The organism is Variovorax sp. Varisp53 (genome assembly GCF_059491555.1).
In genome coordinates this window covers 4,513,172-4,529,888 of sequence record NZ_CP168512.1, presented here as the reverse complement: position 1 = coordinate 4,529,888, position 16,717 = coordinate 4,513,172, and the positions used below count along the sequence as shown (strand labels likewise).

The 16,717-nt window shown below is 68.7% G+C and carries 12 protein-coding genes; all 12 read left to right on the top strand.

The genetic code is table 11. The features are described 5' to 3' along the window. Positions 1 to 62 precede the first annotated feature (62 nt). The 12 genes from ACEOAB_RS21115 (at position 63) to ACEOAB_RS21060 (ending at position 16,482) form a co-directional block, all read left to right on the top strand. On the top strand, positions 63 to 1,610 hold the full coding sequence (locus ACEOAB_RS21115; RefSeq protein WP_495653847.1) for an alkaline phosphatase D family protein: 1,548 nt from the start codon (positions 63 to 65) through the stop codon (positions 1,608 to 1,610). An 86-nt stretch (positions 1,611 to 1,696) separates the two neighbouring features. Then, positions 1,697 to 2,707, top strand: coding sequence for an aldo/keto reductase (locus tag ACEOAB_RS21110; RefSeq protein ID WP_413751386.1), 1,011 nt, complete (start codon positions 1,697 to 1,699; stop codon positions 2,705 to 2,707). Between the two features lie 198 nt (positions 2,708 to 2,905). After that, positions 2,906 to 4,381, top strand: coding sequence for an efflux transporter outer membrane subunit (locus tag ACEOAB_RS21105; protein ID WP_495653097.1), 1,476 nt, complete (start codon positions 2,906 to 2,908; stop codon positions 4,379 to 4,381). A gap of 4 nt (positions 4,382 to 4,385) precedes the next feature. Then, positions 4,386 to 5,624, top strand: coding sequence for an efflux RND transporter periplasmic adaptor subunit (locus tag ACEOAB_RS21100; protein ID WP_413749180.1), 1,239 nt, complete (start codon positions 4,386 to 4,388; stop codon positions 5,622 to 5,624). Further along, a complete protein-coding gene (locus tag ACEOAB_RS21095; protein WP_413749179.1) occupies positions 5,621 to 8,788 on the top strand; it encodes an efflux RND transporter permease subunit in 3,168 nt (1,055 codons plus the stop codon). The genes ACEOAB_RS21100 and ACEOAB_RS21095 overlap by 4 nt, the downstream gene beginning before the upstream one ends. Positions 8,789 to 8,821: 33 nt before the next feature. Continuing rightward, positions 8,822 to 9,541, top strand: a complete 720-nt coding sequence (locus ACEOAB_RS21090; protein ID WP_413749178.1) for a heavy metal response regulator transcription factor — start codon at positions 8,822 to 8,824, stop codon at positions 9,539 to 9,541. After that, the gene (locus ACEOAB_RS21085) at positions 9,538 to 10,935 is read left to right on the top strand and encodes a heavy metal sensor histidine kinase (protein WP_413749177.1); all 1,398 of its coding nucleotides are present in this window, start codon (positions 9,538 to 9,540) and stop codon (positions 10,933 to 10,935) included. Before ACEOAB_RS21090 ends, ACEOAB_RS21085 begins: the two co-directional genes overlap by 4 nt. Before the next feature lie 122 nt (positions 10,936 to 11,057). Next, positions 11,058 to 11,996, top strand: coding sequence for a VTT domain-containing protein (locus ACEOAB_RS21080; RefSeq protein ID WP_413749176.1), 939 nt, complete (start codon positions 11,058 to 11,060; stop codon positions 11,994 to 11,996). A gap of 138 nt (positions 11,997 to 12,134) precedes the next feature. Beyond that, positions 12,135 to 13,361, top strand: coding sequence for an MFS transporter (locus ACEOAB_RS21075; RefSeq protein ID WP_413749175.1), 1,227 nt, complete (start codon positions 12,135 to 12,137; stop codon positions 13,359 to 13,361). A gap of 67 nt (positions 13,362 to 13,428) precedes the next feature. Beyond that, entirely contained in the window at positions 13,429 to 14,415 is a 987-nt protein-coding gene (locus ACEOAB_RS21070; RefSeq protein ID WP_413749174.1) for a hypothetical protein, read from the top strand. 37 nt (positions 14,416 to 14,452) lie between these two features. Beyond that, positions 14,453 to 15,844, top strand: coding sequence for a cache domain-containing protein (locus ACEOAB_RS21065; protein ID WP_413749173.1), 1,392 nt, complete (start codon positions 14,453 to 14,455; stop codon positions 15,842 to 15,844). After that, positions 15,841 to 16,482 carry a response regulator gene (locus ACEOAB_RS21060; protein ID WP_413749172.1) on the top strand — a complete coding sequence of 214 codons (642 nt, stop codon included), beginning with the start codon at positions 15,841 to 15,843 and terminating at the stop codon, positions 16,480 to 16,482. Before ACEOAB_RS21065 ends, ACEOAB_RS21060 begins: the two co-directional genes overlap by 4 nt. Positions 16,483 to 16,717 lie beyond the last annotated feature (235 nt).

Sequence of the window (16,717 nt, the reverse complement as noted above, 5' to 3'; positions counted from 1 at the left end):
CTGCGAGCGAAGCGAACGACAGTGCGGCGAATGATCTGTGTAGACATCGTCGCGTGCCTGGAATGAAGGTGGCGCAACTTTCTCGCCGTCGCCTGTTGCGCGGCGGGCTGGCGGCCGCGTCGCTGGCGCATCCCTTCCTGAGGCTGAATGCGCAGCAGGCCTCGCGCGAACTGTTCACGCTGGGCGTGGCCTCGGGCGTGCCGCGCCCCGATGGCTTCGTGCTCTGGACGCGGCTGGCGCCCGATCCGCTGCAGGGCGGCAGCATGGGCGATGCGCCCGTCGAAGTGCGATGGGAAGTCGCTGCCGACGAGGGCTTCGGGCGCGTCGTGGCGAAGGGCTCGGCCACTGCGGCAGCTGAGCTCGCCCACTCTGTGCATGTCGAGGTGCAGGGCCTGCTGCCGGGGCGCCCGTACTGGTATCGCTTCACCGCAGCCGGCGCGCGCAGCCCCATCGGCCGCACGCGCACCGCGCCTGCCGAAGGCGATGAGTCCGCGCAACCGCTGCGCTTCGCCTTCGCCTCCTGCCAGCAGTACGAGCAAGGCTTCTACGCGGCCTACCGCGACATGGCCGCGCAGCCGCTGGACTTCGTCGTGCATCTCGGCGACTACATCTACGAAAGCTCCTGGGGCTCGCGCCACGTGCGGCGCCACGAGGGCGGCATTCCGACCCAGCTGGCCGGGTTCCGCGACCGCTACGCGCTCTACAAGACCGATCCGCACCTGCAGGCCGCGCACGCCGCCTTTCCCTGGCTCGTGACCTGGGACGACCACGAGGTGGCCAACGACTACGCGAACGACGTATCGCCGCGCACCGTCGATCCCGCACAGTTCCTCGCGATCCGCGCGGCCGCCTACCAGGCCTGGTACGAGCACATGCCGGTGCCCGCCAGCATGCGCCCGCGCGGGCCCGATGCCACCATCTACGGCCGCCATCGCTTCGGCCGCATGCTCGACGTGCTGTTGACCGACGGACGCCAGTACCGCTCGCGCCACGCCTGCCTCGCGGGCCGCAGCGCGTCGCCGCTGGCCGACTGCCCCGACCGGCTCGCGCCCGAACGCAGCTTCTTCGGCGCGGCGCAGGAGGCCTGGCTCGCGCGCGAACTCGCGGCGCCGCCCGCGCGCTGGACCGTGCTCGCGCAGCCCACGCTGCTCGCCGAGGCCGATCGCAAGCGCGGCCCCGAGCACGGATACTGCATGGACGGATGTGACGGCTACGTCGCCGCCCGCGCGCGCCTGCTCGACGGGCTGGCCGCACACAAGGCGCGCGGCGGCAACGCGCTGGTCGCGAGCGGCGACGTGCATGCCTTCTGGGCCGCCGACCTGCGGCGCGAGGCGCAAGGGCAGGCGGTGGCGACCGAATTCGTCGGCGGCGCCATCACCTCCGAAGGGCCGAGCGCCGCCAACGTGGCGAACATGCTCGCGAAGAACGAGCACCTGCGCTACGGCCGCGGCGACAAGCGCGGCTACGCGCTCGTGACGCTCGATGCACGCGGCTGCGAAGTCGAGTTCCGCGCGGTGGAGGACGAGAAGAACGCCGAGTCGGCCGTGGCGCCCATGGCCCGCTTCTCGGTGGCCCGGGGCGCGCCCGGCGTGCATCTCGAAACCACCTGAATCTCCGCCGCCTGCAGGATCGCGCGCCCGTGCCTATGATGGCCGCCGCCATTCTTCATCCCTCTCTTTCCTCGGAGCGAGACCCCATGAGCATTCCCACCATCCGCCTCGGCCGCACCGGCCTCACCGTGTCGCGGCTCGCCCTCGGCACCATGACCTTCGGCCTGCAGACCGACGAGACGGTGTCGCACCAGATCCTCGACAAGGCGGCCGAAGGCGGCATCAACTTCCTCGACACTGCCGACGTGTACCCGCTCGGCGGCACGGTCGAGACCACCGGCCGCACCGAGGAAATCATCGGCCGCTGGCTGCAGAAGCAGGGGCCCGCGGGCCGCCGCCGCTTCGTCGTCGCCACCAAGGCGGTCGGCAAGGTCGGCCCGAACAGCTGGGACCAGGGCGCGTCGCGCAAGCACCTGCTGGACGCCATCGACGCTTCGCTCAAGCGGCTGCAGACCGACCACGTCGACCTGTACCAGCTGCACAGCGACGACCGCGAGACGCCGCTCGAAGAGAGCCTGGAGGCGCTCGACGTGATCGTGAAGTCGGGGCGGGCGCGCTACATCGGCGTGTCGAACTTCCTGGCCTACCGGCTGGCGCGCGCGCTGGGCAAGGCCGAGCTGCACAAGCTCACGCGCTACGTGTCGGTGCAGCCGCGCTACAGCCTGCTGTTTCGCGAGATCGAGCGCGAGCTGCTGCCGCTGGCCGCGGAAGAAGGCCTGGGCGTGATTCCCTACAACCCGCTGGCCGGCGGGCTGCTGACCGGCAAGTACAAGCCCGGTGCGAAGCCGGAGGAGAACACCCGCTTCACGCTCGGCACCGCCGGCGGCGTGTACCAGGACCGCTACTGGAACGAGCGCAGCTTCAACACCGTGACGCGGCTGCACAAGCTGGCGGACGAGGCCGGCGTGCCGCTGGCCACGCTGGCCGTGGCGTGGGTGATGGCGAATCCGCTGATCACCGCGCCGCTGCTGGGTGCGAGCCGGCCCGATCAGCTGGATGCGACGCTGGCCGCCGCCGAATACAAGCTTGATCCGGCGCTGAAGCAGAAGCTCGACGAGCTGACTGCCGAATACCGCAAGGGCGACGCCCCGCGCTGAGTTTGTCTTGCTCCTTCCCCCTCTGGGGGAAGGCCGGGATGGGGGCAGGCCGTCGCGCAGGTGCCGCGCTTTTTCGATCGCCGTCGTGCCCCCACCCCAACCCTCCCCCAGCGGGGGAGGGAGCAAAACCGAAACTGTCAAAACTGTCAGTTAGTCGACAGCGAGGGGTTTGATGGGGGTGCCTAGAGTGCCCTCATCATGGTTCTTTCCGACATACCTCATCTCCCGCGCGCAGCCCTCGCGCTGGCCGCCTTGCTCCTCGCGGGCTGCGCCGTCGGCCCCGACTACGTCCGCCCGCAGCTGGATGTGCCCGCCGCGTTCAAGGAAACCGGCGGCCCCTGGAAGACGGCCGCCCCACAGACCATCGACGCCGACCATCCCTGGTGGGACGCCTACGGCGACAGCACCTTGAGTGCGCTGATCGTGCAGGCCAACGCGGCCAACCAGAACATCCGCGTGGCCGAGGCGCAGTACCGGCAGGCACAGGCCATCACCGCGGCAGCGCGCGCCGGCTTCTTCCCCTCGGTGGGCCTGAATGCCGGCGCCACGCGGGCCCAGACCAACAGCACCGGCACCGTCAAGCTCGGCACCACCGACACCTTGGGCCTCGGCGCGAGCTGGGAGCCCGACATCTGGGGCGCGGTGCGCCGCTCGGTCGAGGCCGGCAATGCCGGCGCGCAGGCCAGCGCCGACGACCTGGCCGGCGCGCGGCTCAGCATCCAGACCGCGCTCGCGCAGGACTACCTGCAGATCCGCGTGATCGACCTGCAGCGCAGCCTGTACGCCAGCACCACCGCCGCCTACGCCAAGGCGCTCGAGCTCACGCAGCACCAGTACGCGGCCGGCACCGTGCTGCGCTCCGACGTGGCGCTGGCCGAGAGCCAGCTCAAGACCGCGCAGGCGCAGGCGGTCGATCTCGAAGCCCAGCGCAGCCAGCTCGAACACGCCATCGCAGTGCTGACCGGGCAGGCGCCCGCGTCATTCACGCTTCCGCCGCTCGAAACATCGTCGAATCCGCCCACCGCCGAATCGCTCTCGTCGGCCGCCGCGCTGCACCTGCAGCTGCCCGTGACGCCCGCCGGCCTGCCTTCGGCGCTGCTTGAGCGCCGCCCCGACATCGCCGGCGCCGAGCGCCGCGTGCAGGCGGCCAACGCCAACATCGGCGTGGCCAAGGCCGCCTACTACCCGCAGATCGTGCTCAGCGCCAGCGGCGGCTTCAGCGCGGCCACGCTGGGCACGCTGTTCAACACGCCCAGCCGCGTGTGGTCACTGGGCGCGGCGTTGGCGCAGACCGTGTTCGACGGCGGCCTGCGCAAGGCACACACCGACCAGGCCGTGGCTGCCTACGACGCCTCGGTTGCGCAATACAAGCAGACCGTGCTCGCCGGCTTCCAGCAGGTCGAAGACAACCTCGCCACCCTGCGCGTGCTCAACAACGAATCGACGCTGCAGGCCGACGCCGTGCGCGCCGCGCAGCTCGCCGAGCGCCTGGCGCTGAGCCAGTACCGCGCGGGCACTGCCACCTACCTCAGCGTGGTGACGGCGCAGACGCTTTCGCTCACCAACCAGCGCACGGCCGCGCAGGTGCTCGGCCGCCAGCTGGCCGCCAGCGTCTCGCTGATCGCCGCCACGGGCGGCGGCTGGAGCGCCGCAGAAACGACTTCCGGGAATTGATGCCATGACGACGACCGCAGAAACCACCACGCCCCCCTTGTTCCAGCGCCGCTCCACCTGGCTCGCGACTGCCACCCTGGTGCTCGTGCTCGGCGGCGGCGCCTGGGCGCTCACCCATCACACCGCCAACGCCGCCAAGCCCGATGCACCCAAGACGCCGCCCGTGCAGGTGACCACCGCGCGCGTCACGCCGCAGACGGTGCAGGTCTACCGCTCGGGCATCGGCACCGTCGCCTCGATGGCCACCGTGACCGTCAAGGCGCGCATCGACGGCCAGCTCGACAAGGTCGGCTTCGTTGAAGGGCAGGACGTGAAGGCCGGCCAGCTGCTCGCCCAGCTCGACCCGCGCACGCTGCAGGCGCAGCTCGCGCAGGCGCAGGCCACCCGGGCCAAGGACCAGGCCACGCTGGCGAATGCGCGTGCCGACCTCAAGCGCTACACCACGCTGCTCTCGCAGGACGCCGCGACGCAGCAGCAGGTCGACACGCAGAAGGCCCTGGTCAACCAGCTCGAAGCCGCCGTGCAGAACGACGCCGCCCAGGTGCAGTACGCCGAGGTGCAGCTCAGCTTCACGCGCATCTCTTCGCCCATGAACGGCCGGGTGGGCGCGCGGCTGGTGGACCCGGGCAACATCGTCCATGCAGCCGACACCGGCGGGCTGGTCGTCATCAACCAGATCGACCCCATCGCCGTGCAGTTCACGCTGCCCGAGGACGCTGTGCAGGACATCAACCGCGTGCAGCAGCAGAGCAGCCAGCCGCTCTCGGTGGTGGCCTATGACCGCGCTGGCACGCAGATGCTGGGCACCGGCAAGCTGATATTGCTGAACAACCAGATCGACACCACCAGCGGCACCGTGCAGCTCAAGGGCAACTTCGCCAACCCGCAGCACACGCTGTGGCCCGGCCAGTACGTCAACGTGCGGCTGCAGCTCGACCGCAGGCCCGACTCGCTCACCTTGCCCGCCGCCGCCGTGCAGCGCGGACAGGACAGCACCTACGTCTGGACGGTCGATGCCGAGAACAAGGTCGCCAACGTACCGGTGCACGTGGTGCAGATCGCCGACGGCACGGCGGTGATCGACAAGGGCCTGGAGGCCGGCCAGCGCGTGGTGATCGATGGCCAGTACAAGCTCAAGCCCGGCGCCACCATCGTCGAGCCGCCGCCCGCGGCGAAGACTGCCGTGAAAGACGCGGTGAAGGACGCAGCGAAGGTCGCCAGCAGCAGCGGGAGCCGCAATTGAGCATCTCCGCCGCATTCATCAAGCGCCCCATCGGCACCACGCTGCTGGCGCTGGCCATCCTGCTGGTCGGCGCGGCGGTGTTTCCGCTGCTGCCGGTGGCGCCGCTGCCGCAGGTCGACTTTCCGACCATCCAGGTCTCGGCCAATCTGCCGGGCGCCAGCCCCGAGACCATGGCGTCGAACGTGGCGCAGCCGCTGGAGCGGCAGTTCTCGCTGATCGCCGGGCTTTCTCAGATGACCTCGACCAGCGGCCTGGGCTCCACCCAGATCACGCTGCAGTTCGACCTCGACCGCAGCATCGACGCCGCCGCGCTCGACGTGCAGGCCGCCATCAATGCATCGACCGGCCAGCTGCCCGCCAACCTGCCGAGCCCGCCCACCTTCCGCAAGGTGAACCCGGCCGACGCGCCCATCCTCATTCTTTCGGTGCAGTCGAAGACGCTGCCGCTCACCGAGGTGAACGACTACGCCGACAACATCCTCGCGCAGCAGATCTCGCAGATATCGGGCGTGGGCCTGGTCAACATCGGCGGGGCGCAGAAGCCAGCGGTGCGAGTGCAGCTCGACCCGGCCAAGCTCGCCGCGCTGGGCCTGAGCCTGGAAGACGTGCGCACCGTGCTCGCATCGGCCACCGTCAACGCGCCCAAGGGCACCATCGACGGGCCCAACCAGAGCTTCACCGTCTACACGAACGACCAGCTGCTCAAGGCCAAGCCGTGGAACGACGTGGTGCTGGCCTACCGCAACGGCGCGCCCATCCGCGTGAGCGACCTGGGCGTGGCGGTGGACGGGCCCGAGAACGCGAAGATCGCCGGCTGGGCCTACGCGGGCGCCGCAGCGCCCGAGGGCAGCAACGTGCAGAACGGCCGCTCCATCGTGCTGGCCATCACCAAGCAGCCCGGCGCGAACGTCATCGAGACGGTGGACCGCATCAACGCAGCGCTGCCGAGGCTGAAGGCGTCGATCCCGCCGACGGTGGACGTCAACGCCATCATCGACCGCACCCAGACCATCCGCGCCTCGGTGAAGGACGTGGAGTTCACGCTGCTGCTGACCATCGCGCTGGTGGTGGCCGTGATCTTCGTGTTCCTGCGCAACGTGCCGGCCACGCTCATTCCCAGCGTGACGGTGCCGCTGGCACTGCTGGGCACGGTGGCGGTGATGTACCTGCTGGGCTACAGCCTGGACAACCTCTCGCTCATGGCGCTGACCATCGCGGTCGGCTTCGTGGTGGACGACGCCATCGTGATGCTGGAGAACATCTACCGCTACGTCGAAGAGGGCATGTCGGCGGTGGAGGCCGCGTACAAGGGCGCGGGCGAGATCGGCTTCACCATCATCTCCATCTCGGTGTCGCTGGTGGCGGTGTTCATTCCGCTGCTGCTCATGGGCGGCATCGTCGGGCGGCTGTTTCGCGAGTTCGCGGTGACGGTCACGCTCACCATCGTGGTGAGCGTCGTGATCTCGCTCACGCTCACGCCCATGCTGTGTTCGCGCTTCCTGAAGAACGAGCACGGCAACCAGCACGGTCGGCTCTACCAGCTCTTCGAGCGAGGCTTCGACGCCATGCTCGGCGCCTACAAGCGCGGGCTGCACGTGGTGCTCGACCACCAGTTCATCACGCTCATGACCTTCATCGCCACGGTCGCGGCCACGGGCGTGCTGTTCGTGTTCATTCCCAAGGGCTTCTTTCCGCAGCAGGACACGGGCTTCATCTCGGGCTTTGCAGAATCGGCGCAGGACGCTTCCTTCGCGTCGATGAACGCCCGCATGGTCGAGCTGGCCGACGTGGTGCGCAAGGACCCGGACGTGACCGGCTTCGGCATGAACGGCAGCTCGTCCACCTACAACACCGGCAACTTCTACATCAGCCTGAAACCGAAGGACGAGGGCCGCACCGCCAGCGCCGACGAGGTCATCGCGCGGCTGCGACCGCAACTGGCCAAGGTGCAGGGCGTGAACCTGTTCCTGCAGGCCGGGCAGGATATCCGCGTGGGCGGCCGGGCATCGCGCACGCAGTACCAGTACACGGTGACCGACGCCAACCTCGACGAGCTCAACACCTGGGCGCCCAAGCTGCTGGAGCGCTTCAAGCAGCTGCCCGAGATCACCGACCTGGCCACCGACCAGCAGAACGCCGCGGCCTCGGCCGTGCTCACCATCGACCGCGACCGCGCATCGAGCTTCGGCATTTCGCCGGCCGCCATCGACGCCACGCTGTACGACGCCATCGGCCAGCGGCAGGTGGCGCAGTACTTCACGCAGCTCAACAGCTATCACGTGGTGCTGGAAGTGACGCCCGAGCTGCAGCAAGACCCGGCGCTCTTCAGCAAGCTGTACCTCAACTCGCCCCTCACCGGCCAGCAGGTGCCGCTGTCGACCTTCGTGAAGGTGGACACCAGCAAGACGGCCTATCTCTCGATCAGCCACCAGGGCCAGTTCCCGGCCGTGACCATCTCGTTCAACCTCGCGCCGGGCCATGCGCTGGGCGACGCGGTGAACGCCATCAACAAGGCGCAGGCCGACATGGGGCTGCCGCAGTCGCTCACCGGTTCGTTCCAGGGCACGGCGCAGGCCTTTCAGGATTCGCTGTCCTCTCAGCCCTACCTGATCGCGGCGGCGCTGGTGGCGGTGTACATCGTGCTGGGCCTGCTGTACGAGAGCTACATCCACCCGCTGACCATTCTCTCGACGCTGCCCTCGGCCGGCGTGGGTGCACTGCTGATACTGATGGCGGGCGGCTACGACCTGAGCGTGATCGCGCTGATCGGCATCATCCTGCTCATCGGCATCGTGAAGAAGAACGGCATCATGATGATCGACTTCGCGCTCAAGGCCGAGCGCGAGCAGGGCATGACGCCGCACGACGCCATCTACCAGGCCTGCCTGTTGCGCTTTCGCCCGATCATGATGACCACCATGTGCGCGCTGCTCTCGGGCCTGCCGCTGATGCTGGGCCACGGCTCGGGCTCGGAGCTGCGCCGGCCGCTGGGCTACGCGATGGTCGGCGGGCTGATACTCTCGCAGGCGCTCACGCTGTTCACGACCCCGGTGGTCTACCTGTACCTCGACCGCGCCCACTACTGGTACATGCGCCGCAAGGAAGCGCGCAAGGCCCGGAAGGAAGGCAAGGCCCAGTCGGCCGCCGCGGTGCAGCACGGATGAGCGCCACCGGTTGACGCAGCGCTAACCCAAGCCATGAAGATCCTGATTGTCGAAGACGAACTGAGAACCGCGGACTACCTCTCCAAGGGGTTGACCGAGCAGGGCTGCGCGGTCGACATGGCGCACAACGGCATCGACGGCCAGCACCTGGCGCTCACGCACGAATACGACGTGATCGTGCTCGACGTGATGCTGCCGGGGCAGGACGGCTTTTCGGTGCTGCGCGCATTGCGCGCCGTGAAGCAGACGCCGGTCATCATGCTCACCGCGCGCGATCGAGTCGAAGACCGCATCAAGGGCCTGCACGAGGGCGCGGACGACTATCTCGTCAAACCTTTCTCCTTTCTCGAACTGCTGGCGCGGCTGCAGGCGCTCAACCGGCGCGGCCGCAAGCAGGAGCCGATGCAGCTGCGCATTGCCGACCTGCAGATCGACCTGCTGGCACGCAAGGCTTCTCGTGGCATCGGCGGCGGCAGCACGCGCATCGACCTCACGGCCAAGGAGTTCGCGCTGCTGGCCGTGCTGGCGCGCCGCCAGGGCGAGATCCTCTCGAAGACCGCCATCGCCGAGCTGGTGTGGGACATGAACTTCGACAGCAACACCAACGTGGTCGAGGTCGCCATCAAGCGGTTGCGCGACAAGATCGACGTGCCCTTCAGCCCGAAGCTGCTGCACACCATCCGGGGCATGGGCTATGTGATGGAAGTGCGCGACGGCGAGAACGCAGCGCAGGGGGAGGGCGCGGCGCCGTGAAGCGCTCAATCACCGCGCGGCTGGTCATCATGTTCGCCGCGGCGGCGCTCGCGACCTTTGCGCTGATCGGGTTCGCACTGCACAACGTGTTGGCCCGCGAGCTGGAGCGGCATCAGTACGAAGAACTCGACACCACGCTCAAGAGCCTGCAGTTCTGGATCAGGACCATCGGCACCCCCGAGCGCTGGAGTCGCGTGCAGGCGCGCATGGACACGCTCACGCCCGAGGACGGCAGCGTGCGCTTCTGGGTGCTCAGCGACGATCCGCGCTTTCAGTACGGTAAGGGCCTGGCCGAAATCGACGGCCTTGCGCGCGAGGCCAACGGCCACACCGGCAGCATCGTGCTGCCGGGGCAGGAGCGGCCGTTTCGCACGCTGTCCGTGCACATCGACGCCTTCGAGCAGCGGCCGGCCGTGCGGCTGATCGTCGGGCGCAACACCGAGCCTTATGCGCGCACGCGCCAGGCCTTTCTGACCGCGCTGGTCGCGCTCGGGCTGGGCGCGGTGCTGGTGGTGGCCGTCGCGGGCTACTGGATCGCGCGCGTGGGGCTGAGGCCGCTGGAGCGGCTGTCAAAAGAGGCGCAGGCGCTGCGGCCCAAGACCTTGTCGCAGCGGCTGCAGTCGCAGTCTTTGCCGGTCGAGCTCTCGGCGCTGGCCGAGGCCTTCAATGGCGCGCTCGCCCGGCTGGAGGAAGCCTACGGCCAGCTCGAGGCCTTCAACGCCGACGTGGCGCACGAGCTGCGCACGCCGCTGGCCAACCTCATCGGCAGCACGCAGGTGGCGCTGTCGCGCCAGCGCAGTGCGGGCGAGTTCCAGGAGGTGCTGCAGGCCAACCTCGAAGACCTGGAGCGGGTGCGCTCCATCGTCAACGACATGCTGTTCCTCGCGCGCGCCGACCGCGGCGAAGTGGCCACCGGACTGGTGCTCACGCCGGTGGCGCAGGAAGTGCGCAAGACCATCGAGTTCTTCGAGTTCGTGCTGGACGAGACTCACGCACAAGTGGTCATCGAGGGCGACGTGTTGGCCGAGGCGCGGCTGGAAAGCGCGCTCTTCCGCCGCGCGATGTCGAACCTGCTGCAGAACGCCATCGAGCATTCGAAGCCGGGTGCGCAGATCGCGGTCACGCTGCGCGAGGAAGCGGCTGCGACGTGGATCACCGTGTCGAACCCGGGCGAGCCCATCGGCGGGCACCATCTGCAGCACCTCTTCGACCGGTTCTACCGCGTCGACGAGGCGCGCAACGACGGCGGCGAGCACCACGGCCACGGGCTGGGGCTGGCCATCGTGAAGGCGGTGGCGAGCATGCACGGCGGGCAGGTGTGCGCAGCCAGCGAAGGCGGCCTAAATACCTTCGGCTTCAGCGTATCGCGCGCTTCGGGAAAGCTTGCTGGCTGAAGCCATCCTGCAATGGCCTGTGCCCGGTACGTTCTTGGGCCATGCCGGAGAATCGCTGCCGGCATGAACAGCACGCAACCTCCGCAATTTCCACCCCCATCCGGGCCACGACAAGGGCAGCCATGGCGCAGCTGATGTCCCTGCTCGTGCAGAACGCGATCCTGGTGGTGTTCGCCGCCAGCTTCGCCGCGCGCCTCGGGCTACCCGTGCCGGCGGCCGCGGTGCTGGTGCTCACCGGCGCGCTGCTGGCCGCCGGCGATGTCTCGGTGCCCGGCGTGGTGATGGCTGCGGTCATCGCCAATCTGCTGGGCGACGGTGCGTGGTTCTATGCCGGGCGGCGCTTCGGCTACCGCTTCATGCGCATGCTGTGCCGCATCTCGCTGTCGCCCGACACCTGCGTGCGGCGCGGCGAATCGCTCATCACCGATTGGGGCGGCCTCTCGCTCGTGGCTGCCAAGTTCGTGCCGGGCGTGTCGGTGGTGGCGCCGCCGATGGCCGGGGCGCTGGGCATGTCGGTGCGGCGCTTCATCGGCTTCGACGTGGGCGCGGCGCTGGTCTGGACGGGGCTGTTCCTCGGGCTGGGCTGGGTGTTCCGCAACCAGATCCAGGAAGTGCTGGCCGTGCTGGCGCAGGCCGGCGGCATCGCCACCGCGGCAGTGGCCGTTGTGCTGCTGGTGATCCTCGCGGTGCGCTACTGGCGCCGGCGCGCTTTCATGCGGCTCACGGGCATGCCGCGCATCTCGGTGGAAGAGCTGCACGAACTGCTGAACGGCGAAGAGCCGCCGCTGGTGATCGACGTGCGCGGCCAGGCCGGCGTGCAGGTCGATCCGCGCCGCATTCCGGGTGCTCAGTCGTACACGCTCAAGGCGCTGCAGCAGCGCAGCCTCGACCTGTCGCACGCGGCAGGGCGCGACGTGGTGCTGTACTGCAATTGCCCCAACGAGGTGTCGGCCGCGCAGGCCGCGCGCGTGCTGTTGGCGCGTGGTGCGCGGCGGGCCCTGCCGCTGACGGGCGGGCTCGATGCGTGGGTGGCCTCCGGCCGGCCCACCAGCACGGACTGACCGAGGCAGCTGAGCGAAGAAGGGTCAGCCCCTTCGCCTGCAGAGACCAGGCGCCCGTGCTAAGGTGCCGCGCTCCGGGTTAACCCTTGTGTTGACCCCGCTGCCCGACACCTCCCCCGCCAGCCAAAGAGGCTCCTCGTGCCATCTCCTCAAGCTCCACTTTCTTCCGGCGCGCAAGCGCCCGGCCTCAGCCCGGCCCTCACGCTGGTCTTCGCCGTCGCATGCGGCCTGTGCGTGGCCAACATCTACTACGCGCAGCCGCTCATCGGCCCCATCTCCGACACGCTGCAGCTGCACACCGGCCTGGCCGGGCTCATCATGACGCTCACCCAGCTCGGCTACGGCGCCGGCCTGCTGCTGCTGGTGCCGCTGGCCGACGTGGTCGAGAACCGCCGGCTCATCGTGGGCGCGCTGTTCGGCGCGGTGATCGGGCTGGTGGGCATCGCGTTGTCTGACTCGGCCATCACCTTCCTGGCCGCTTCCTTCGTGGTGGGGGCTTGCGCGGTCGCGGCGCAGGTGCTGCTGCCCTTCGCCTCGCACCTCGCGCCCGAGGCCACGCGCGGCAAGGTGGTCGGCAACATCATGGCCGGCCTGCTGGGCGGGATCATGCTGGCACGTCCCTTTGCCAGCGTGGTGGCTTCCGCGCTCGGCTGGCGCGCGGTGTTCTGGGTGTCGGCCGTGCTGATGGCCACGCTCATCGCCGTGCTGTGGCGCGCGCTGCCGCAGCGCCGGCCGCATGCGTCGGTGGGCTATGCGCGCACCATGGCCTCGCTGCCGGGCATCGTCTGGCACACGCCCGTGCTGCGCCGGCGCGGGCTGTACCAGGGAATGATGTTCTCCGGCTTCCAGGCCTTCTGGACGGCCGCGCCGCTGGCGCTGGCGCATGAATTCGGCATGGGCCAGGGCGGCATCGCGGCCTTTGCGCTGGCCGGCGCCGCCGGTGCGCTGATGGCCCCCATCGCCGGCCGGCTGGCCGACCGTGGCCTGACCCGTCCGGCCACCGGCGCCGCCATTGCCGTTGCGCTGTTCTCCTTCGTGCTGGGCGCCGTCGCCATGCACTACCGCTCGCTGGCGGGGCTGGTCGCGGCCGGCATCCTGCTCGACGGCGCGGTGCAGCTGTGTCAGGTGCTCAACTTCCGCAGCCTCTTCATGCTCGCGCCGGAGCTGCGCGGCCGGCTCAACGGCCTGTTCATGACCTTCATCTTCATCTGCGCGGCCGTGGCCTCGGGCATTGCGGCCGCCGTGTACGCCTTTCATGGATGGAGCGGGCTGTGCCTGCTGGGCGGCGGGTATGTGCTGGTGGCGCTGCTGCATTACGCGACCGAGTTCCGCCGGCAGCCTTTACCCGCAGCCGTGGGCCAGTAGCCGGTGGTAGCCGGCAGCCGACGCATGCGCCCGTAGACTCGCCCGCTTTTGCGTTCAATTGCCTTCAATGAGTTCTCCGGCTTTTTCGCGGTCCATCCAGGTCACGCAGATCGATGCCAGCGGCATCTGGCCCATCCTGCTGCTTTGCACGGCCTACTCCGTCCTGATGTTCGCGGGGACCGTATGGCTTCTCGACCCCGACGCGACGGGCTGGCGCATTGCGCGCGACATGGCGGCCATGCTCGTGCTCTTCGTGCTGTGGCTTGTGGGCCTGGTGGTCGTCGTGCGTGCTTGGCTCTGGGTCGAAGCGCATTGGCTGCCATCGGGCAAGCGCCGCGCAAAGCTGTTCAGCGGACGCACGCAGGTCGACGCCGGTGAAGGCGGCTTCTGCGTGCAGGGCCTGGGCCATGTCGACTGGATCGACGTGCTGGCCATCGAAGGCATTCCCGACAGCGACAACTACCTGATCGTTCACACCCGGCCGTTCAGGAAGCTGCTGCTGACCGTGTGCGTCGACGAACTGGCCCCGGTCATCAGCCACTACCTTGCCCTCAGGAGCAGCATCGAGGCAACGCGCTGGGGCAAGCGGCAAAGCCGCGCCATGGTTTTCTGCTGGCGGTGCTTCAGGGCCTGGATCTGGGCGGGGTACGCGCTCGCGGGCGCGGTGGGCATTGCGCTGCTCCTCAATGCGGGGGATGCGGGCTTCGTGAAGACTGCGGTGGGCCTTTGCGTGCTCATGCCGCTGGTCGCGTGGCTGGTCTGGGCCATTCCCATCTCGCAGATCAGCACCTTCTCGCCTTCGCGGGTGCGCGCCTTCGAGCTTGATGGCACACGGCTGCACAGCACCGACGGCGAATGGCAGTTCGACCTGCGCCGGGACCGCATCAGCCGCCGCCGTGTGAGCGGCATCGGCTACGAGTTCACCTTCCTCGCCATTCGTCCGGAGTCGGGGAAGGGGCTCGACCTGATCCTCGAAGGCGGCGCCGACCAGGACGCGCTGCTCGACGCCCTGGACGACCGCGGCCTGCTGCCGCTGACGAACCCCGAGTTCTGAAAGGCCGGCCAGGCGGCGGTGGTAGCCTTGCCCCCCGATGAACCTCCGCACCAAGATCGTTGCGCTCGCCGTGGCACCCTTGCTCATCGCACTGGTGCTCGTGGCCCTCGCGGTGCGCCACCAGGAGCATGACCTCGCCCAGCGCGAGCGCGCCCTCATCGAGCGCAGCTACATGGACCAGCGCCGCAGCGAACTGCGCAGCTACGTCGACCTGGCCGTGAGCAACCTGCTTCCGCTGTACGAATCCGGCCAGGACGACGAAGCCACCCGCAACGAGGCCCTGCGCCGCCTCGCCGCGCTCAACTACGGCGACGACGGCTACTTCTTCGTCTACGACCTCGAGGGCAACTCGCTCATGCACTCGCGCCAGCCCGAGCTGGTCGGCAAGAACCTCTGGGAGCTGCGCGACTCGCGCGGCCGCTACACCATCCAGGAACTGATCAAGGGCGCGAAGGAAAACGGCGGCGGCTACATCGAATACGAGTGGCGCAAGCCATCGAGCGCGCAGATGGCGCCCAAGCTCGGCTACGTTACGGCGCTGCCGCGCTGGAACTGGATGGTCGGCACCGGCCTGTACCTCGACGACATCCAGTCGACCATGGACACCCTCGACCGGCAGATGAACGCCAACGTCACCGCCACGCTGCTGTGGATTGCCGGCATCGCTGCGCTGTGCCTCGGCGTGGTCAGCGCCGCCGGCCTCTTGTTGAACCTCAGCGAGCACCGCACGGCAGAGGCCAAGCTGCGCTTGCTCGCGCGGCGCGTGGTGCAGTCGCAGGAAGAAGAACGCGGCCACCTCGCGCGCGAGCTGCACGACGGCACCAGTCAGACGCTGGTGTCGGCCAAGCTGCTGATCGAGTCCGCCGTGGAGTCGCTCGACCGCCAGCAGCACACCACCACGCCGCCCGCGCTGGCCAAGGCGCTGCAGCGGCTCAACGATTCGCTGATCGAGGTGCGCCGCATCTCGCACCGCCTGCGCCCAGCCTTGCTCGACACACTGGGCCTGCCCGCCGCGCTGGAGCGGCTGGTCGACGAGTTCAGGGAAGAGGGCGGCGTCGATGCGTCGATGATGGTCGGCGGCGAATCCTTCGAGCTGCAGCCCGAAGTGAAGACCGCGCTCTTCCGCCTGACGCAGGAAGCATTGACCAACGTGCGCAAGCACGCGCACGCACAGCACGTGCACATAGCGCTGAACTTCGACGACGAAGAGGGCGTGCGACTGGAAGTGAGCGACGACGGCACCGGCTTCGACATTCAGGCCGTGCAGCTCGACCCGCGGCGCGGCATCGGCCTGCGCAACATGCGCGAGCGCATGGAGGCCATCGGCGGGCGGCTCACCATGAACTCCAACGCGGGGCGCACCTCCATCGAGGCCGAGGTGCCGGCCCGCAGCGCGAAGGCCGAAGCACCCGCATCCACGACAACATGATGACGACGAAGACCATCCGGCTTTTTCTTGTCGACGACCACCCGCTGGTGCGCGACGGCCTGCGCGCCCGGCTCGGCTCCATGCCCAACCTGCAGATCGTCGGCGAGGCCGGCAGCGCCGCCGAAGCGCTGGAGCTGGTGGAAAGCGTGCGGCCCGACCTCATGCTGATGGATGTCGGCATGAAGGACATGAACGGCATCGAGCTCGCGGCACTGCTGCTGCAACGCCAGGGCGCGCCGCACATCGTGATGCTCAGCATGTACGACAACCCCGAGTACGTGCAGAAGGCCCTGCAGGTGGGCGCGCGCGGCTATGTGCTGAAAGACGCGCCCGCGGCCGAGATCGTCGCGGCCATCGAGGCCGTGTCGGCGGGCGGTACGTTCCTGAGCCCGGCCGTGTCGAAGAAGCTGTTCCGCACGCAGGAGCCGAGGCCCTTGCTCACCCCGCGCGAGAGCGAGATTCTTTCTGCGCTGGGGCGAGGGGAATCGAGCAAGCAGATTGCGCGTGACCTGGGCCTGAGCGTGCGCACGGTGGAGGCGCACCGGCAGAGCATCAAGCGGCGGCTGGGGATCGAAGGGCAGGCCGAGCTCATCAAGTACGCGGTGGAGCATGCGCGGGAGTTTGGGCAGGGCTCCTGAGTCGCGCTTGCCTGCTTTGTTGACTGTCAGCGCTTTGTGTACCGACGCTGCCGATTGGCGATTACTCGAAGGAATCGAGGAATCTTCAACAGAAGTTCTTTCTGTGCGAGGCTGGCCTTCTATACAGTGAATGCCCCTGTGGTCGAACGACCCACCAAGTGGGCATGGAGGGCACTACTTCTTTTTGCACCAATGAACGAACCGCTTCGCCTCACGGCGGGCTGTTGATGCGGCA